General features: G+C 71.5%; 16 protein-coding genes. 11 read left to right on the forward strand and 5 right to left on the reverse strand.

Annotated features, from left to right (window positions below):
* Nucleotides 1-651: 651 nt before the first annotated feature.
* Nucleotides 652-1,089, reverse strand: coding sequence for a VOC family protein (locus tag VK611_02160; protein ID HMG40094.1), 438 nt, complete (start codon nucleotides 1,087-1,089; stop codon nucleotides 652-654).
* A 265-nt stretch (nucleotides 1,090-1,354) separates the two neighbouring features.
* On the opposite strand from VK611_02160, the gene VK611_02165 reads away from it, so the two are divergent.
* The 6 genes from VK611_02165 (at nucleotide 1,355) to VK611_02190 (ending at nucleotide 6,946) form a co-directional block, all read left to right on the forward strand.
* Nucleotides 1,355-1,606: a hypothetical protein gene (locus VK611_02165; GenBank protein HMG40095.1), complete on the forward strand. Its 252-nt coding sequence runs from the start codon at nucleotides 1,355-1,357 to the stop codon at nucleotides 1,604-1,606.
* Nucleotides 1,607-2,290: 684 nt separating this feature from the next.
* A complete protein-coding gene (locus VK611_02170) occupies nucleotides 2,291-3,049 on the forward strand; it encodes a hypothetical protein (protein HMG40096.1) in 759 nt (252 codons plus the stop codon).
* 388 nt (nucleotides 3,050-3,437) lie between these two features.
* Entirely contained in the window at nucleotides 3,438-5,000 is a 1,563-nt protein-coding gene (locus VK611_02175) for an HD domain-containing phosphohydrolase (protein ID HMG40097.1), read from the forward strand.
* Nucleotides 5,001-5,100: 100 nt separating this feature from the next.
* On the forward strand, nucleotides 5,101-5,532 hold the full coding sequence (locus VK611_02180) for a nuclear transport factor 2 family protein (GenBank protein HMG40098.1): 432 nt from the start codon (nucleotides 5,101-5,103) through the stop codon (nucleotides 5,530-5,532).
* Nucleotides 5,529-6,782, forward strand: a complete 1,254-nt coding sequence (locus tag VK611_02185) for a cytochrome P450 (protein HMG40099.1) — start codon at nucleotides 5,529-5,531, stop codon at nucleotides 6,780-6,782. The genes VK611_02180 and VK611_02185 overlap by 4 nt, the downstream gene beginning before the upstream one ends.
* A gap of 35 nt (nucleotides 6,783-6,817) precedes the next feature.
* A complete protein-coding gene (locus VK611_02190; protein ID HMG40100.1) occupies nucleotides 6,818-6,946 on the forward strand; it encodes a hypothetical protein in 129 nt (42 codons plus the stop codon).
* Between the two features lie 71 nt (nucleotides 6,947-7,017).
* Here the strand turns inward: VK611_02190 and VK611_02195 are convergent, their stop codons facing one another.
* The gene (locus VK611_02195; protein ID HMG40101.1) at nucleotides 7,018-7,608 is read right to left on the reverse strand and encodes a hydantoinase B/oxoprolinase family protein; all 591 of its coding nucleotides are present in this window, start codon (nucleotides 7,606-7,608) and stop codon (nucleotides 7,018-7,020) included.
* Between the two features lie 211 nt (nucleotides 7,609-7,819).
* On the opposite strand from VK611_02195, the gene VK611_02200 reads away from it, so the two are divergent.
* From VK611_02200 to VK611_02215, 4 genes are all read left to right on the forward strand, one after another.
* Nucleotides 7,820-9,409: a M48 family metalloprotease gene (locus VK611_02200; protein HMG40102.1), complete on the forward strand. Its 1,590-nt coding sequence runs from the start codon at nucleotides 7,820-7,822 to the stop codon at nucleotides 9,407-9,409.
* Between the two features lie 395 nt (nucleotides 9,410-9,804).
* Nucleotides 9,805-10,797, forward strand: coding sequence for an ATP-binding cassette domain-containing protein (locus VK611_02205; GenBank protein HMG40103.1), 993 nt, complete (start codon nucleotides 9,805-9,807; stop codon nucleotides 10,795-10,797).
* On the forward strand, nucleotides 10,794-11,555 hold the full coding sequence (locus tag VK611_02210) for an ABC transporter permease (GenBank protein HMG40104.1): 762 nt from the start codon (nucleotides 10,794-10,796) through the stop codon (nucleotides 11,553-11,555). Before VK611_02205 ends, VK611_02210 begins: the two co-directional genes overlap by 4 nt.
* Nucleotides 11,556-11,594: 39 nt before the next feature.
* Nucleotides 11,595-12,371, forward strand: a complete 777-nt coding sequence (locus VK611_02215; protein HMG40105.1) for a MerR family transcriptional regulator — start codon at nucleotides 11,595-11,597, stop codon at nucleotides 12,369-12,371.
* Nucleotides 12,372-12,502: 131 nt separating this feature from the next.
* Here the strand turns inward: VK611_02215 and VK611_02220 are convergent, their stop codons facing one another.
* Nucleotides 12,503-14,044 (reverse strand): hydantoinase B/oxoprolinase family protein, encoded by a 1,542-nt coding sequence (locus VK611_02220; GenBank protein ID HMG40106.1) that lies wholly within the window; start codon nucleotides 14,042-14,044, stop codon nucleotides 12,503-12,505.
* Between the two features lie 335 nt (nucleotides 14,045-14,379).
* On the opposite strand from VK611_02220, the gene VK611_02225 reads away from it, so the two are divergent.
* Complete coding sequence (locus tag VK611_02225) at nucleotides 14,380-14,649, forward strand: hypothetical protein (GenBank protein HMG40107.1); 270 nt, start codon at nucleotides 14,380-14,382, stop codon at nucleotides 14,647-14,649.
* Nucleotides 14,650-14,659: 10 nt separating this feature from the next.
* Here the strand turns inward: VK611_02225 and VK611_02230 are convergent, their stop codons facing one another.
* Together VK611_02230 and VK611_02235 are read right to left on the reverse strand one after the other, a co-directional pair.
* A complete protein-coding gene (locus tag VK611_02230; protein ID HMG40108.1) occupies nucleotides 14,660-16,486 on the reverse strand; it encodes a hydantoinase/oxoprolinase family protein in 1,827 nt (608 codons plus the stop codon).
* Between the two features lie 77 nt (nucleotides 16,487-16,563).
* The gene (locus VK611_02235; protein HMG40109.1) at nucleotides 16,564-17,013 is read right to left on the reverse strand and encodes a ribonuclease H; all 450 of its coding nucleotides are present in this window, start codon (nucleotides 17,011-17,013) and stop codon (nucleotides 16,564-16,566) included.
* Nucleotides 17,014-17,019: the final 6 nt, after the last annotated feature.

Raw genomic sequence — 17,019 nt, forward strand, 5'->3', positions numbered from 1 at the left:
CTCCTCGGCCATCTTCCTCGACGCCACCGTGGTGCGGATGCTGGTCGTCCCCGCGACGATGGCGCTGTTCGACCGCAAGGCGTGGTGGCTGCCCCGATGGCTCGACCGCCTGCTGCCCAACGTCGACGTCGAAGGCGCGCACCTGATGGAACACCTGGAACACGAGCCGACGGCGCCCGCCCCAGGCCAGCCCCGATCGTCAAGCAGCGCGAACCCGTCGGCTGACCAACGCCGGCAACCCGCAACGTTCCTGCCCCCGAAGGTCGCCCCATGCGTCGCCCTTCGGGGGCAGGTTCGCGTCGTCTGCTGGCCCACATTCAGGTCGCCGACCGTGCGACACGCGTGCGGTGACCCTGCCGGCCGCCTCTTTCGCCAGCGAGTTGAGCTTCACGGCCGCCACCCGGTTGGCGGACCGGCCAGGGACCGGCGCCGGGTTAGATGGGCGCGATCTGTGGAGTCTCGTTTCGCGCGTGCTCGGATCGCGACCCTCCGCGCCGCCAGCGGGGTGCCGGTTCGGGGCTGGGGATGCGCGGCGAACGTGCGGTGCCTCGGCGGCCCCGCTCATCGACGGCCGGGTGGGGCTGCCAGCAACGATCGCCGCCGAGTCGCGTCGCGCAGACGGTCGGCTGCGTCGCTGCGGCGAGTTCAGGCTCAGCTGAGTTCTTGGGCGAGCCCGATGAGAATGCCTTCAGGCCCGCGGACGTAGCAGAGCCGGTACGCGTTCTCGTACTGGACCACGTCATTGCTGACGAGCTGCGCGCCGTGCTTGACCAGCCGGTCGAGGGTGTCGTCGATGTCGTCCACTGCGAACATCACTCGGAGGTAGCCCAGGGCGTTCACCGGGGCGTTCCGGTGATCGGCGACCACCTGCGGCGCGAGGAAGCGCGAGAGTTCGAGCCGGCCGTGGCCGTCCGGGGTGCGCATCATGGCGATCTCGACGCGTTGGTCGCCCAGGCCGGTGACGCGCCCTGCCCACTCGCCCTCGACCATGGCTCGCCCTTCGAGCTCTAGGCCAAGTTCGCGGAAGAACTCGATCGCCCCGGCGAGGTCTTCGACGACGACGCCGACGTTGTCCAGTCTGAGAGCCATTTGGCGAGCCTAGGGAACCAGCAAAGGGGTGCCGAGTGCCGCGTCGTCGAGTCTCATCTCGTCTGGGGACGCCGATATCAGCGGACCGACTGACCCATTGCGGACACCAGGAATGGCGAGGTCAGGAGCCTTCACGACGGTCGACGTGTCGTAGCGACCGATCGCTGCCCGGCCTGAAGGATCACCGCCATGGGAGTTCGGTCACTGCCGGCCCGGTGCGTTGACCTGACGTCGTCGACCAGGGCAACACCGATACGTTGTCGTCATGACGGTCGAGCCGGACGATCTCGAAGAGCAGCGCCGGCACGGCCTCGAACTGCACGGGGCCGTACCCAAGCCCCGTTGGCCCCACCCGGCGTCGTCCCGATCCAAGCAGCCCGAACGCGAGGACTTGGCCGGCAAGGGCTGCGTCACCCTCGACTCCGCCGGATTTTGGGGTTTCCTGATCGCCACCGTGCTGGCGACCACGGCGGCGATCCGCCGGATCGTCCGACGAAGTATCGGCCGTGATCGCTAGAGCGCCGCGTGGTTCAGGGATTCACGATGTCTTGCGACATCACGGTGGCGGAGCCAGGACGAAGAGAACCAGCGTGGAGTTCTATGCCCTCGCCCAGGTCGACGCCGACCAGTGCCCTGACCTGACCGGAGGGCCAAGGAATCTCCCTCGCTAGGGGAGGGCAGGACACTCCGGGCCACCGCCAGGGCGAGCTACTGATCGGCTCTCAGGCAAGACGCCGGCCGTAGCGCCCTTGGCCCGAGCGCCTGTGGGCCCGGGGCCCTTCCTCAGGGGGCTGCCGGCGGGAACACCGAGGACGGCGGCGAGGGTTGCCCCGCTCCCACTGCCGGCCAGCCCACCAGCCCGAGCTCACCGACGGTCGTCCCCGAGTCTGGACACCCTGGCTGCCACCTCGGCGGACCGAGTCGAACCCCCACGCTGACGGTCGTCACCACCCTGCGGTGTGCCCCGTCGAGGGTTCGGAGGCGCATATAAGCGCGACCGTCAGCTGGCGCGACTTTCCGTACAGATCCGGCAGAGTGATGCGGCCGGAGAGACGGGCGCCATGCCTTGCAGGCACGCCTTCGAAGACGGATGTCTTGAGGTGGAGGGCGTACGCCAAACGTCCTTGGTCGGGCCTGCTGCCAGGCTCCCCGGTGAATAACCCCATGGTTGGCCGGGGAGCGCGGCGCGAGGCTGTCTGTCGTGGTGGACGAGCGCGGGTCACCTGACGCGGCGCAGGGGGCTGAGGGATCAGCCGTATCGGACCAACCCCGTTGGTGCGTCGTGGGGAACGTCGTTGTTGAACGGCTCCACGGGTCCGAAGGGCAGGTCCGCCGCGGCACCAAGCACTTCTCGCCGGGAACGAAGGTCTACCTCGTCGACGCCTATTGGGGGAAGGGAGGGGAGATGGTCACCGTTCTCGGACTGGCACGCCGGCCGAAGCGGTGGATCACCGTAGATGTCAGCGCCCGGGTCCTGGAGAACTGGCGAGCGAAGCTGATCTACGACCCCGCGGTCCTCCGTCGGCTGCTCCACACCCAGCCGCCGACCGAGGCGGAGGCATCCCGACTTGCCTCGGTGCTGGGAAGGATCTCCTCGACCGAACGGGTTCGCCTGGTCGAGAGAGAGCGGCACGAGGCCGAGGCCGCTGCTGAAGAGCTGGAGAGTCGCGGGCTCACGATCTTGCGCGCTTCGGTACCCGTGCTGAGCGCAACTCAGGAGTCGTCGGCCTTGGTGCTCTACGACGGTGCCGATCCAGTAGCCAGCGCAGGGCTTTGCGAGCACCGCAGCGGTGTCCGCACCTGGCGAGACCTCTGGATACTGAGCGATCGCCCCGAGACGCTGGCAGAGCTCATCATCCTCGTGGAGCGACGGGCCGACCATACGAACCCTACGAACCTCTGGAGTCTGACGTGGCTCGTTGCCCAGATCCGGCAGGCCCGGGAGGAGCGTACGAGTTAGCGGCGTCGACAGATGAGCCACCACCACAGGAGATCGACGCGTGGCCGACCGCACCACGATCCACCTGGATTCCGGCGTTGGCCAAGGTGAAGACGGGCACCATCAGGAAGCCCGACCAGGGATGGATGGCTAAACCGGCCTGAACCGGTATTGACCCGCTCGACGCGCCCAGAACAACCAGGCTTCCTGCCGCGCAATAGCCGCACCGAACCGGCCGATCCGTGCGCGTGCGAGTCGACCCCAGGTTCGCCACCCCAGAGACCCCACGGATGTGAAACCCGTCGCTCGGTGATGAGCGAGACGGCGCTGCGCTGTCGGTCCAGCGCTGGCCGAGACCCAAGGCCTTGGATCAGCGCTCGGAGCACCGGCGGTGGGCGAGGATGGAGGCGTGAACAGTGCGGCCGCGACCCCGAGTCTGGCGGAGCTGGTCTCGACGCTGTCGATCGCGTCGGACCTGGGCATGGGTCGTCCGGTCGAGCGGGTGCTGCGCCAGACGGTGATCGCGATGCGCCTGGCCGAGACGGCGGGCGTGGGCCCTGAGGTCCGGGCCGCCACGTACTACGCGTCGCTGCTGACCTGGGTCGGCTGCGCGGCCGATACGAGCGACCTCGCGGTCCTGTTCGGCGAGGAGGCCGACCTGTACGCCGACACCCACGACGGCGACCTCACGCCCATGGCCATGGGCATGTTCGTCGCCCGGCACCTCGGCCGGGGCGGCCCAGGCCTGCGCCGGGTCGGCATGGTCGGCCGGTTCCTGGCCACGGCCGGGCGTTCGGTGCGGAAGGTGATGGAGTCGCACTGCCAGGCGGCCGGCGACTTCGCCGAGCGGCTCGGACTGGGTGACGACGTGCGCACGCCGCTGCTCCAGGCCTTCGAGCGCTGGGACGGCAAGGGTGTGCCGGGCAAGGTCGGCAGCCAGCAGGTGGCACCAGCCATCCGGCTCGTCCACCTGGCCGACAACGTGGAGGCGTTCCACCACGTCGGCGGGGTCGAGGTCGCGGTCGCCGTGGCTCGCGAGCGGCGGGGCACGCAGTTCGATCCGGAGCTGGTCGACTGCTTCTGCGACCACGCCGCGGGGATCCTCGCCGACCTCGCCGACCTGTCGGCCTGGGACGAGGTCATCGCGCTCGACCCGTCGCTCGGCAGGCCCATGGGCGACGGCCTCTTCGACGAGGCGCTCGCGACCTTCGGCGACTTCGCCGATCTCAAGGACCCGCACCGCACGGGGCACAGCCGGGGGGTGGCGACGCTGGCCGGCGGCGCCGCCTCGTTCCTCGGTCTGCCGCCGTCCGAGGTGGCCGTCGTCCGCCGGGCGGGGTGGGTCCACGATGTGGGCGTCATCGGCGTGTCGAGCACGGTGTGGACGGAGACGGGCCAGTGGACGATGGGCCAGCGCGAACGGGCCCGCACGCACCCGTACCTGACCGAGCGGATGTTGGCGCGCACGCCCACGCTGCGGCGCATCGGCCAGTGTGCGGCTCTCCACCACGAGCGCCTCGACGGGTCGGGCTACCCGAAGGGCGTCACCGCCGACGCGATCCCGATCAGCGCTCGGGTCCTGGCTGCCGCCGATGTCTACGAGGCCCTGCGCGGGCCCCGACCGCACCGGCCGGCGGTGACGGCGCCGGAGGCCGAGCGGGTCCTGCGCGATGAGGTCGTCGCCGGTCGTCTCGACGGCGACGCCGTCAACGCCGTGTTGTCCGCCGGCGGGCACCGGGTGCGTCGACGGGCGGGCCTGCCCGGCGGGCTGACGCCCCGCGAGGTCGACGTCGTCGTGCAGCTGGCACGAGGCCGGTCGAATCCCGAGATCGCCGCCGCGCTGGGTGTGGCCCGCCGCACGGTCACCTCCCACCTGGAGCACGTGTACACGAAGCTCGGCGTCTCCGGTCGCACCGAGGCCGCGCTGTTCGCGATGCGCCACGGCCTGGTGGACGAGCCCACCGACGACTGACCGGGCTGCCCGGGCTGACCGGGCTGACCGCTGAAGTTTGAGCAGGAACATAAGTCACCTGACCGATGCGCCGATCGGGCAGCGTCCGTAGAACGGACGCATGACTCCAACGGCCACCCCGACCGATCCCACGACCGTCCCGGCCGACGACGCGCTCAGCTTCGAGGTCGCCGGCCGCTTCGTCGACGGGCTCGCCGCCCGCGACTTCGACCTGCTCGCCGGCACCCTCGCCGACGCGGTGCGCTTCCGCGCCCTCCTCCCGCGCCGTGTCCTCGACCTGGAGGGGGCCGACGCCGTGCGCTCGACGTTCGCCCGGTGGTTCGGCGGTGCCGAGCGGTGGGAGATGGTCGAGGCGGTCGTCGGTGAGGTCGGCGGTCGCGTCCACCTGCACTGGCGGGTCCGCCTGTCCGACCCCGACATCGGCGAGGGGCCGTTGCTGGTCGAACAGCAGGTGTACGCCGACGCGGGGGCCGACGGTCGGCTGCGCGACGTGGCGCTCCTCTGCACGGGCTACCGGCCGGAGCGTTCGTGAGCGCCGTCGAGTGGGGCGGGTGGGGCGACGCCGTCCGCGACGACCCCTTCCCGACCTTCGCCGAGGCCCGCTCGCGCTGCCCGGTGCAGCACGTCCGGCTGCCCTTCGGCCACGACGCCTGGGTCGTGCTCGGCCACGCGGCCGCCCGCCAGGCGCTCGGCGACGACCGGCTGTCCAAGGACATGGTGGCCGCCCTCGACCAGGACCCCGACGTCGTGGCCGAAGGGCTCCCGGGCCCCGACTTCGCCCACCACATGCTGGCCATGGACGCACCCGACCACGGCCGGCTCCGGGGCCTGGTCGCCTCGGCGTTTCGCCCGTCGCAGGTCGCGGCCCTGCGCCCCGCCGTCGAGCGCCTCGCCGACCAGTTGCTCGACGAGCTCGCCGAGCGGGGACCCGACACCGTCGTCGACCTCCGCGGCGGCTTCGCCCACCCCTTGCCGTTCGCCGTCGTCTGCGAGCTCCTCGGCGTGGACGGCGCCCACCGCCGGGTCCTCCACGACGCCTTCGCCACGCTGCTCCGGCCCTGGCCGTGGCCCCCGCCCCCCGAGGCGGTGGCCGCCTCGGACCTCGTCACGGGGACGCTCCGCGCCCTGGTGGACGGCGCCACGCCGGACCCGGACGGCGACGTCGTAGCCGTGCTCGTCGCGGCCGTGGCCCGGGGCGACGCCACCCGCGCCGAGGCGCTCTCGTCGCTGTTCCAGCTGGTGGTGGCCGGTCACGACACCACGAGCAGCCTCATCGGCAACGGCGTGGTGGCCCTGCTCGACCATCCCGACCAGCTAGCACTGGTGCGTGACGACGCCGGGCTCGTGCCCGGGGCCGTCGAGGAGCTGATGCGCTTCACGGCGCCCGTGCCCCACGCCACCTTCCGGGTCACGACCGCGCCGGTCGAGCTCGACGGCGTGACGGTCCCGAGCGGCCGTCAGGTGCTGGTGAGCCTCGGTGCCGCCAACCGCGACCCCGCCTTCGTCGACGAGCCCGACCGCCTCGACGTCACCCGTCCACCCCGCCGGCACCTCGCGTTCGGTCACGGCGCCCACCACTGCCTCGGCGCCCCACTCGCCCGCATGGAGGCTGACGTCGCCTTCCGCCGGCTGCTCGGCCGCTTCCCCGACCTCCGCCTCGCCGTCCCCAGGGACGAGTTGGCCTGGTCGCACGGCGACGGCCTTGTGCTGCGCGGCCTCGGCGCCCTTCCCGTGGTGCTCGGCCCCGAGCAGCCGGCCCCGACCCCGACCTCGATCGCCTGAGCGCACCGACAACCGTCCGACGGAGGACAACTGCGATGACCACCACCACCCAGCCCGTCGACAACGGCGTGGACGTGGACGCCCTGCTCGGCGCCCGCGCTGCGCTCAACGATGCGCCCGCCGAGGCGGCGGAGTTGACTTGGAAGGCCACCTGCACCTGGTAGCGCGGCACCCACAGCCGCTCCACCGTCGACGGCTTCACCGGCCTCGGCACCGAGCACCGCCACCGGTCGACCTACACCTTCGACGTCGACCACCCGGAGTGCTTCGCCTCGGAGGACCACGGCGCCAGGCCTGTCGAGTACGTGCTCGTCGGCCTCGCCGGCTGTCGCACCGCCGGTGTGGCATCGGTCGCCCGGCACCGCGGGATCCAGGTCCGGTGTCTGGCCATGAGCACCGGCTCACCGAGCGGTCGGTCGACCACCGAACCGGCGATCTCGCGCCTTGGGTCAGGGCGTTGTTGGGCCCAGCCGCCACCGCCGGGGGTGAGCATCCGGACGACATCGCCAGCCTTCAGGTGCATGGTGCACTTGTCAGGGAGGCGTTCGGCTCGGGACTCGTCGCCGCCGGGGAGCAGCCAGTTCTCTCCTATCGCACCCGGCCCGCCGCCCCAAAGGCCCCACGGTTGGGAGACACGGTGCTCGGTGATCAGCGACAGCGTGCAGTCCTCCAAGACCTGGAGGTCGCGCTCGATGCCCTCGCCCCCCGGGGAGAAGCCGGCGCCGCCGCTGCCAAGGCGCAGGCGGTAGCGCAGGACCCGCATCGGGAACGCACGCTCCAAAGCCTCGATCGGCGTGTTCTGGGTGTTGGTCACCGCACGCGACACGCCGACCCGACGTCAGTCCGGCTACCTGAGTAAGCCCAACAGAAGGCGCAGATTCCACAGTCTTCTTGCAGACACGACAGCAGGCGCCTCGCCCAACCCTCTCGAGGTGAGGTGCACCCCTCCATTTCTAGGCGCTGAACGAGGACTGGACGACCCCCTCTCCGTGGGACACTCGAGGTGAGGAGCCGGCACGCTGGCGTCCGGAGGCGCGATGGCGGTCACTGGTCGAGACGGTCGCGAGACCTTCTACGAGGCGCAGGCGCGCCACCGCCGGTCGTCGTGGCGCTTCACCGCCCTGTCGGCGGGTGCGGTGCTGGTGCTGGGCCTGCCGTTGAGCGTGCTGGTGTCGCCGTTCGCGTCGGCGCTGGTGCTCGTCACCGCCGACGTGGTGAACCTGGTGGTGCCCACGCCCGACATCGGCGACGGCTACGGCGGGCTCGACAACGTCCCGGTCGCCGGGGGCCTGCTCGTGCCGGGCATGGTGGTCATGGGCCTCGCCTGGCTGGCCGTGCGCCGCATCTTCATGCGCTCGGCCGCCGGCGCGGTGGTGCTGGCCTCGGGCGCCCGTCTCCCCGACCTCACCGACCCGGAGGAGCGCCGGCTCGTCAACCTCGTGGAGGAGATGGCCCTCGCCGCTGGCATCGTGCCGCCGCGGGTGATGGTGGTCGACAGCGACGCCGTGAACGCGGCCGTGGTGGGCCGGTCGGTCGACGACGTGACGATCATCGTCCACAAGGCCCTGCTCGAGGAGTTGGGCCGCGACCCCACCAGCGCGGTCATCGCCGACCTCCTGGCCACCGTGGTCAACGGCGACCTGCACGCGGCGCTGGTGGTCGCCTCGGTCTTCCAGACCTTCGACCTCGTGGGCGCCGCGCTGGCGGCCCCGTTCAGCCGCAAGACCCGGCGGGTGCTGCGGCGCCTGGTCCGCCTGGCGATGCGCCCCGACGGGCCGCTGAGGGACGGCCGTGAGGAGCACTACATCGCCGAGGAGATGGCCGACCTGGCCATGCTCGGCGGTGAGGAGGGGCCGGGCGACCGCCGCTCGGGTTGCCTGACCTTCCCGTTCCTGGCCTCGTCGGTGGCCTACAGCCTGACCCACGGCCTGGTCGGCCTCTTCCTCGTCACCCCGATCATGGGCGCGCTGTGGCGACGGCGGCGGCTGCTGGCCGACGCCACCGCCGTCGAGCTCACCCGCAACCCGGACGCCCTGGTGCGGGCCTTCAAGCACCTGGGCCGGCGGTCGACCCCGGTGCCCGCGGGCCCGTGGTCGCACCTGTTCGTGGTGGGCCCCGAGATCGAGCAGGGGCTGGCCAAGCGCCGCTTCGACGAGCGCATGCACGCCCTGCGGGCCGAGGCGCGTCGGCCCGGCGAGTCGACCAGGGACCACGTGCGGCGCCGCCTGAGCGAGAGCACCGCCGTCCAGGCCGAGTACCAGAAGGCCCTCAACGAGGCGGCCGGCGACGCCGGCGGGCAGAGCCTGATGCGCAGCGGGCTCGACCGCTTCATCCCGCCCATGGACGTGCGGCTGCGGCGGCTGGAGGCGATGGGCGCCCAGCTGTTGGCCGGCCCGGCCGGCGCTCCGGTGCTGCGCCGCCCCCGGCCCACCACGCCCTGGGGCTGGGTGAAGCGCGTGGTCGGCGACGCCGTCGGCTGGGTGCTGGGCGCACTGCTGGTCGTGACGATCGCCGTGTGCGTGCTGCTGCTGATCGCCCTGCTGGCCGGGCTCATCTACGGGGCCCTGCTGCTCCAGGTGCTGGTCGTGGCCCTGCCGGTGTACATCGTGCACGCCGTGCTGCGCTGACCCGGCTGGCCGCTCGCCAGTTACGAGTTGATAGGGCCGCATGTAGCACCTGTCAGCTGTCGTGAGTTCGCTGACAGGGGTGTGGCGGGTGATCGCTGACACCTGAGTTGGGGTCTGGGGTAGTCCTGGCTGCCATGGCCCGGAAGGTGGTTGCGATGGAAGCCAAGTTGTTGGCGGATGGCTGGTCGAAGCTGGACTCGATGGGCGCCGGTCACCCGAACAGACCGCCGGGTGGCTGCATAGCTCGTGGCACCCGCCCGCGCTCCCTTGACATCGAGGTCGCCTGGTTAGGAAGGCCGTCGGTGACGGCGGCCGCCCACACGCACCCAGCAACCACACCGAGCCTCGACCCTCCACACTCCCGGCGCGGCCACTGACGAGCTACGCCTCGGAGCATGGGCCCACCGAGGCCCCCTGCGACGACATTCGGCGGCGAGGCCGCGAAGCGACGAGGAGTTCCCACCGCGGCTGGCGCAAGGCCGCAGCAGCAGTTGCCACCGCCGGCGACGTCTCGCGACATTGAGCTTGACCTTGACGCGAGGTCAACCCTGCAGGCTGGTTTCATGAGTAGGACACCAGCCATCAGGATCGCCGGGCTCATGAAGTCGTACGGCGACCTCGAGGTGCTTCGCGGCGTCGACCTCGACGTGGCGCCGGGCAGCATCTTCGCCCTTCTCGGCTCCAATGGGGCCGGCAAGACCACGGTCGTGAAGATCCTCTCCACGCTCCTCAGGGCCGACGGCGGCACGGCCGTGGTGAACGGGTTCGACGTCGTCACACAGGCCGCGGACGTCCGCGAGTCGATCAGTCTCACCGGGCAGTTCGCCGCCGTTGACGAGATCCTCACCGGACGCGAGAACCTGGTGCTGATCGCCAAGCTGCGGCACCTCGACCAACCGGGCCGGATCGCCGACGACCTGCTCGCCCGCTTCTCGCTCACTGACGCTGGGGGACGTCGGGTGGCGACCTACTCGGGCGGTATGCGCCGCCGTCTCGACATCGCGATGAGCCTGATCGGGAGCCCGCCGGTGGTGTTCCTCGACGAGCCGACCACCGGACTCGACCCGCACGCTCGCCTGGAGGTGTGGCAATCCGTCCGCGAACTCGCCCAGGGCGGCACCACGGTTCTGCTCACCACGCAGTACCTCGATGAAGCTGAGCAGCTCGCCGAACGGATCGCGATCCTCCACGAGGGCCGGATCCTCGTGAACGGCACGCTCGCCGAGCTCAAGGCGCTGATGCCTCCGGCCCAGGTGGAGTACGTCGAGAAGCAGCCGAGCCTCGAAGACATCTTCCTCGCTCTCGTCGGTCGTCGCACCGGTGGGGAAGCCCCCCTGAGCGACACAGCGGCCCCCCGGTCGCCACGGACAAGTGAGGTCGGACGATGAACAACCACTTCCTCAGCGACACGAGCGCGCTGCTGGGCCGCTCCCTGCGCCACATCCTGCGCAGCCCGGACACGATCATCACCACCGCGATCACACCGATCGTCATGTTGTTGATGTTCGTCTACGTCTTCGGCGGAGCGATCGACACGGGCGGCAGCAAGTACGTCAACTACCTCCTGCCGGGCATCCTGCTGATCACGGTCGCGTCAGGCGTCGCCTACACGTCCTTGCGCCTCTTCACCGATGTCTCCGGCGGGATCTTCGAGCGGTTCCAGTCGATGCCGATCGCCCGCTCGGCAGTCCTGTGGGGGCACGTGCTGACTTCGCTGATCGCCAACCTGATCTCGCTCGTGCTGGTCGTCCTCGTCGCCCTGGCGATCGGGTTCCGCTCGGGAGCCGGCGTCGTCGCGTGGCTCGGGGTGCTTGGCATCATCGTGCTGTTCACCCTGGCGCTGACCTGGCTGGCAGTCAGCGCCGGGCTCGCCGCGAAGTCACCCGACGGCGCAGGCGCGTTCGCCTATCCGCTGCTGTTCCTGCCGTTCGTCAGCTCGGCCTTCGTGCCCACCACCGGGATGCCCGGCCCCGTGGAGTGGTTCGCCGAGCACCAGCCCGTCACCTCGATCGTCAACACGCTCCGGAACCTGTACGCCGACCAGCCGCTCGGTAACGATCTGTGGACCGCACTCGCCTGGTGCGTCGGCCTCCTGGTCGTGGCCTACGCGCTCGCCGTGCGCACGTACCACCGCAAGCTCGCCTGAACCGCCCGGCACACTGACCTCGATGAACAGCGGTCCGACATGCTGACGATCAGCCAGCTCGCGGCGTACGCCGGGGTGACTGTGCGGGCGGTGCGCCACTACCACGCCAAGGGGTTGCTGCCCGAGCCTGAGCGCGACCACTCGGGGTACCGGCGCTACGACGCGGCAGCCGTCGTCGAGCTGATCCGGATCAAGACGCTGGCCGAGGCCGGCGTGCCGCTGTCGCGGGTGCAGGAGCTGTTGACCGCCGACGAGGAGGACTTCGCCGCGGCGATCGAGGAGATCGATCGCCGCCTGCGCTCCGAGATCTGCGAGCGCCAGCGCCACCGTGAACGCGTCACCGAGCTCGCGGCCGGCGACCGGCTAGCGCTGCCGCCCGAGGCGGTCGACTACCTCGACCGGCTGCGCGAGCTCGACGTCCCGGAGCGGGCGATCGAGATGGAGCGCGACGCCTGGATCCTCGTGGCCGCGCAGATCCCCGACCAGATGCCGGCACTGATGGCGCTCAAGCGCAGCCAGATCGAAGACCCGGCCGTCACCGCGATGTACGTCGACCTCGTCGAGGCGGCCGACTGGGACACCGATGATCCACGCCTGCCCGCGGTCGCCGACCGGCTCGTGGCGATGTTCGAGGAGGACGCCGAACACTGGAGCGAGGACCAGATCGCCGACTTCGCGCTCGACGACGAGTTGGTCGCCTTGCTCGACGAGGTGTTCGTCAACGCGGTGCCGTTCGCCCGGAGGTTGCTGCGCCTACTCGAGGAGCGCGGCTGGAGCGGGTGGACCCAGCTCCAACGCATCAGCCCCCCGTCGTAGCCGGCAACGGTCAGACGGCCAGCGCCACGACGACGAACTGCTGACACCGGGATCACGGGCACGAGGCGCACAGAACCGCGGCGCCGCTCGCCCTGACACGAAGCGCGTAGCCGGCGATCTCGTGCCTTGGTTCAGGCCGGTGTTGGGCCCCAGCCGCCGCCACCCGGCGTAAGCATTCGGACCACGTCACCGGACTTGAGTTGGATGGTGCACTTGTCAGGGAGGCGTTCGGCTCGGGACTCGTCACCGCCAGGGAGCAGCCAGTTCTCGCCGACCGCACCGGGCCCACCGCCCCACAGGCCCCACGGTTGGGAGACACGGCGCTCGGTGATCAGCGACAGCGTGCAGTCCTCCAGGACCTGGAGGTCGCGCTCGATGCCCTCACCGCCCGGGGAGAAGCCGGCGCCGCCGCTGCCAAGGCGCAGGCGGTAGCGCAGGACCCGCATCGGGAACGCCCGCTCCAAAGCCTCGATCGGGGTGTTCTGGGTGTTGGTCATCCCCACTTGAATGCCTGACTCGCCGGGGTGGGGTCGGGGGCCCGGGCGGCCGCCCTGGCCGCCGCCGACGGTCTCGTAGTACACCCAGCCCGACCCGCCGACCAGGACGTTGTTCATCGTGCCCTGGCCCGCCGCCGGCACCCGGGGTCGGCACGGCTCGGCCAGCGCCCCCAGGCACACGTCGGCCACCCGCTGGCTCACCTCGACGTTGCCGGCGCCGACAGCGGCCGGCGGGAGCGCCGCCACCAGCGTGCCGGCGGGTGCTACCACGGTGACCGGCCGCATCACGCCCCCGTTGGCAGGCAGCGTCGGGTCGACCGCGGCCCGCAGTGCGTACGACACCGCCGACACCGTCACCGCCTCCACGGCGTTGACGTTGCCCCGGGACTGCGGGTCGGTCCCCGTGAAGTCGAACGTCACCGTGTCGCCCACCACCGTGACCGCGACCGCGACCCGGGCCGGGTGCTGCTGGTCGTCGGCGGAGCCGGTCGAGTCGAGCACATCCTCGAAGCGCCAACTCCCGTCCGGGAGGCCGTCGAGCGCGGCCCGCATCCGCCGCTCGCCGTAGTCGACGATCTCGGCCAGCGGCGCCCCGGCCAGCTCGGCCAGGCGGGCGACGCCGACGGCGTTGGCGCCGACCTGGGCGTCGAGGTCGCCGACCCGCTCGGCAGGAGTGCGCGAGTTGGCCTCGAACAGCGCCCGGACGTACGGCCCGTAGACGAGCGGCGGGATGCGCAGGCCCTCCTGGTGCACGTCGGTGGCGTCGGCGGGGATCGACCCGGGGGCGGCGCCGCCGAGGTCGGCGTGGTGGGCCCGGTTGGCCACCCAGCCGACCAGCGTCCCGTCGGCGAAGCAGGGAGCGACGAGGGTGACGTCGTTCAGGTGCGTGCCGCCGGCGAACGGATCGTTGAGGATCACCTGGTCGCCGGGGCCGAGCGTGTCCCCGAACGCATCGATGGCGGCCCGGACGCTGGCGGGCATCGAGCCGAGGTGCACCGGGATGTGCTCCGCCTGGACCATCAACTCGCCGTCGGGGGTGAACAGCGCCGCCGAGCAGTCGGCCCGCTCCTTGATGTTCGGGCTGTGCGCGGCCCGGCGCAGCACGGCGCCCATCGTCTCGGCGATGCCCGTGAGCCGGGACAAGAGCACCTGGAGACTGGCGGGATCAAGGCTCATCGTGGGGTCCGCCTCCGGGTGTCGACGCCAGGCGCGGCTGCGCCGCCTTAACTGTCACACCCTCTGAATATCGTCGTGTCAGGTTCATCGGAAAGGACGTGACATGCACAAGCACTCCACCAACCACTGCGCTGCGAGATACCCCCGTGACGCGCTGTAGTGTGCGGATCGCACTCTGAACGGCATCCAGGACACGGAGCACCATGAGCATGCTTCCCGGGGGCAGGGCTGATCCCCCGACCAGAGATGACCTGCGGCGTCTCGAAGCCCGACTCGACGCCCGCCTACAAGAGGTCAACGCCCGCATAGTCCTGCACGATGGTCGCTTCGCAGCGATGGGCGATCGCATCAACCAGACCGAACGACGTACCGACGCCCTCGCGGCCCGCATCGACTCCCGAATGCGCAGCATCGACCGCCGTTTCGACGGCGTCGAGAACCGGCTCGACAGCACCGACGCACGGGTGCAGCAGACACAGGACCGGCTCCTCGACGAGATGCGCGGCAGTCGGCGGCAGAGCACCCGGACGACGTTGCTCGGCTTCGCCGGCAGCACCGCCGTCACCGCGTCGCTCTGCTTCGGCACGCTCGTGGTGCTCATCTGAGGGCTGTCCGTCAGTCCTGGCGGCGCAGGACCCACGCGCCGGCGGCGCCGGCTCGAGCGACCCAACCCTCAGGCACCCAGACGGTGCAATCGGCCTCGGCGAGGACCGCGGGCCCATAGGTCGACCGGCGGGGCGGGCCGTCCGGCAAAGGCAACCTGTCGAGGTCCACCGACGCGGCGCGACGCACGGTCGCACGTAGAGCGACCACCTCGACGGACTGCTCCAACCGGGCGTAGCCGTTGCGACGGGCGTGCTCGGCGTGGAAGGCGTCGACGTCAGGGACGGTCAGTTCGTGACTCTGGCCGGCATAGCGGCAGTCGAGCGAGGTCTCGACCTCCGTGTGAGCGCCGTCGTGGCGGTGGCCACTCGGGTCGAGCCCGCCGGAGGCGAGCTCTCCGGCCTCCTCGGCAAGGGCGTGGAGGGCGTCGGTCAGGCCGGTGTGGTCCGACGGCGTCGGCCACGACCGCACGAGGTCACGCCGCCGGGGTGCCGTCAGCAGCCCGACGGCCGACAGCACGCCGGCCCGCGACGGCACCACGACGGCGCTCATGCCCAACGCGTCCGCCAGCTCGGCGGCGTGGAGTGGGCCGGCGCCACCGAAGGCGACCAAGGCCAGGCCCCGGGGGTCGACGCCCCGTTCCACCGACACGGCCCGCAGCGCACGCTCCATGTTGGCGTTGACGACAGCCACGACACCTTCGGCGGACACACCCGCCGAGGACAGAGCTGCCTCGGCCGCAGCGCGGTCGAGGCGGAGCCCAACGAAGGCCGACTCGGCCGGGATGCGGCCGGCGACCAGGTTGGCGTCGGTCACGGTCGGCTGCGTGCCGCCCTGCCCGTAGCAGGCCGGGCCGGGCCGGGCTCCGGCGCTCTCCGGCCCCACCACCAAGGCACCACCGGCGTCGAGCCGGGCGATCGAACCGCCACCGGCGCCGATCGTGTGCACGTCGAGCGAAGGGAACCGCACCGTGAACCCACCCACATCGCGTTGGGCCGCCGGCGCCGGCTCGCCGTCGAGGATCAGGCAGACGTCGGTGGAGGTCCCACCCATGTCGAACGTGACCGCATCGGGGAAGGCGTTGGCCGCGGCCGCCGCGGCGCCCGCCCGCACACCCCCGGCCGGCCCCGACAGCAGCAGGGCCGCCGGCAGCTCCGCCGCGTCGGCCGTCGGGAGGAGCCCACCCGCGGAGGTCATCACCAGCACCTCGTCGGCCAGGTCGGTCAGGCGGCGGAGGTAGCCCCGGGTGCGCGGACGCAGCGAGGCGTTGATCACCGTGGTCACCGTCCGCTCGTACTCCCGCATCTCGGGCGACACCTCGTGCGAGCACACCACGTCGAGACCCCGCGCCCGCAGGTGGGCCGCCACCGCCCGCTCGTGGTCGGGGTTCAGGTCGGCGTGCAACAGGCAGACGGCCACGGTGTCGACGCCGTCGCCCAGCTCGAGTCGGGACAGCGAGCCCAGGTCCAGCGGCTCGATCTCGCGACCGTCGGCGGCCAGGCGCCCGCGCACCTCGTAGCGGAGGTTCCGGGGCACCAGCGGCTCCGGTCGGTCCGCGAGCTGGTCGTAGAGCGACGGCCGGTCCTGCCGCCCGATCTCCACCACGTCGGCCAGGCCGTCGTTCGTCACCAGCGCCACCGCTGCGCCCCGCCGCTCGAGCAGAGCGTTCGTCGCCACCGTCGTGCCGTGGGCCAGGAGGCTCGGCCGCACCTGCAAGGCGTCCAACCCTGCCCCCACGGCCCGAGCCGGGTCGTCGGGGGTGGACAGCACCTTCGTCGACCGACCGTCCGCCGCCACGACGTCGGTGAACGTCCCACCTGTATCGACCCCGACCTGCACCCGCCGGACGCTACCCGCGCCCCCAACCCCGGATACCCCGCCGAGCCGACAAGGGCTGCCGGCCCCGGATCCCGAGGTTAGGGGGTGCCCGTCTGGGTGCGGGCGGCGGCGACGGCCAGTTCGTCGACGAGGTCGTTCATCGGGTTGCCGGAGTGGCCCTTGACCCAGCGGAACGTCACGTCGCCGCGGGAGCGGTAGAGCTCCACCAACGGCTCCCACAGGTCGCGGTTGGCGACCGGCTTGCGGGCGGAGTTCAACCAGCCGCGCCGGATCCACCCCTCCCACCAGCGGTCGCGGAAGCAGTTGACGACGTACGTCGAGTCGCTCACCACCTCCAGCCGGCCCGGCAGCGTCCGCAGGGCCATGAGCACCGCGGTCACCTCCATCCGCTGGTTGGTGGTGCGGGCCTCGGCGCCGCTGGCCGACGGTCCATCCACGGCCGCCCACGCCCACCCGCCGGGGCCGGGGTTCCCCAGGCACGCCCCGTCCGTGAACACGACGGTGGTCCCAGGCACGCTTGCAGGCATCGCCGC

The sequence above is a fragment of the Acidimicrobiales bacterium genome (genome assembly GCA_035316325.1).
Lineage (GTDB): Bacteria > Actinomycetota > Acidimicrobiia > Acidimicrobiales > VFJN01 > DASXTK01.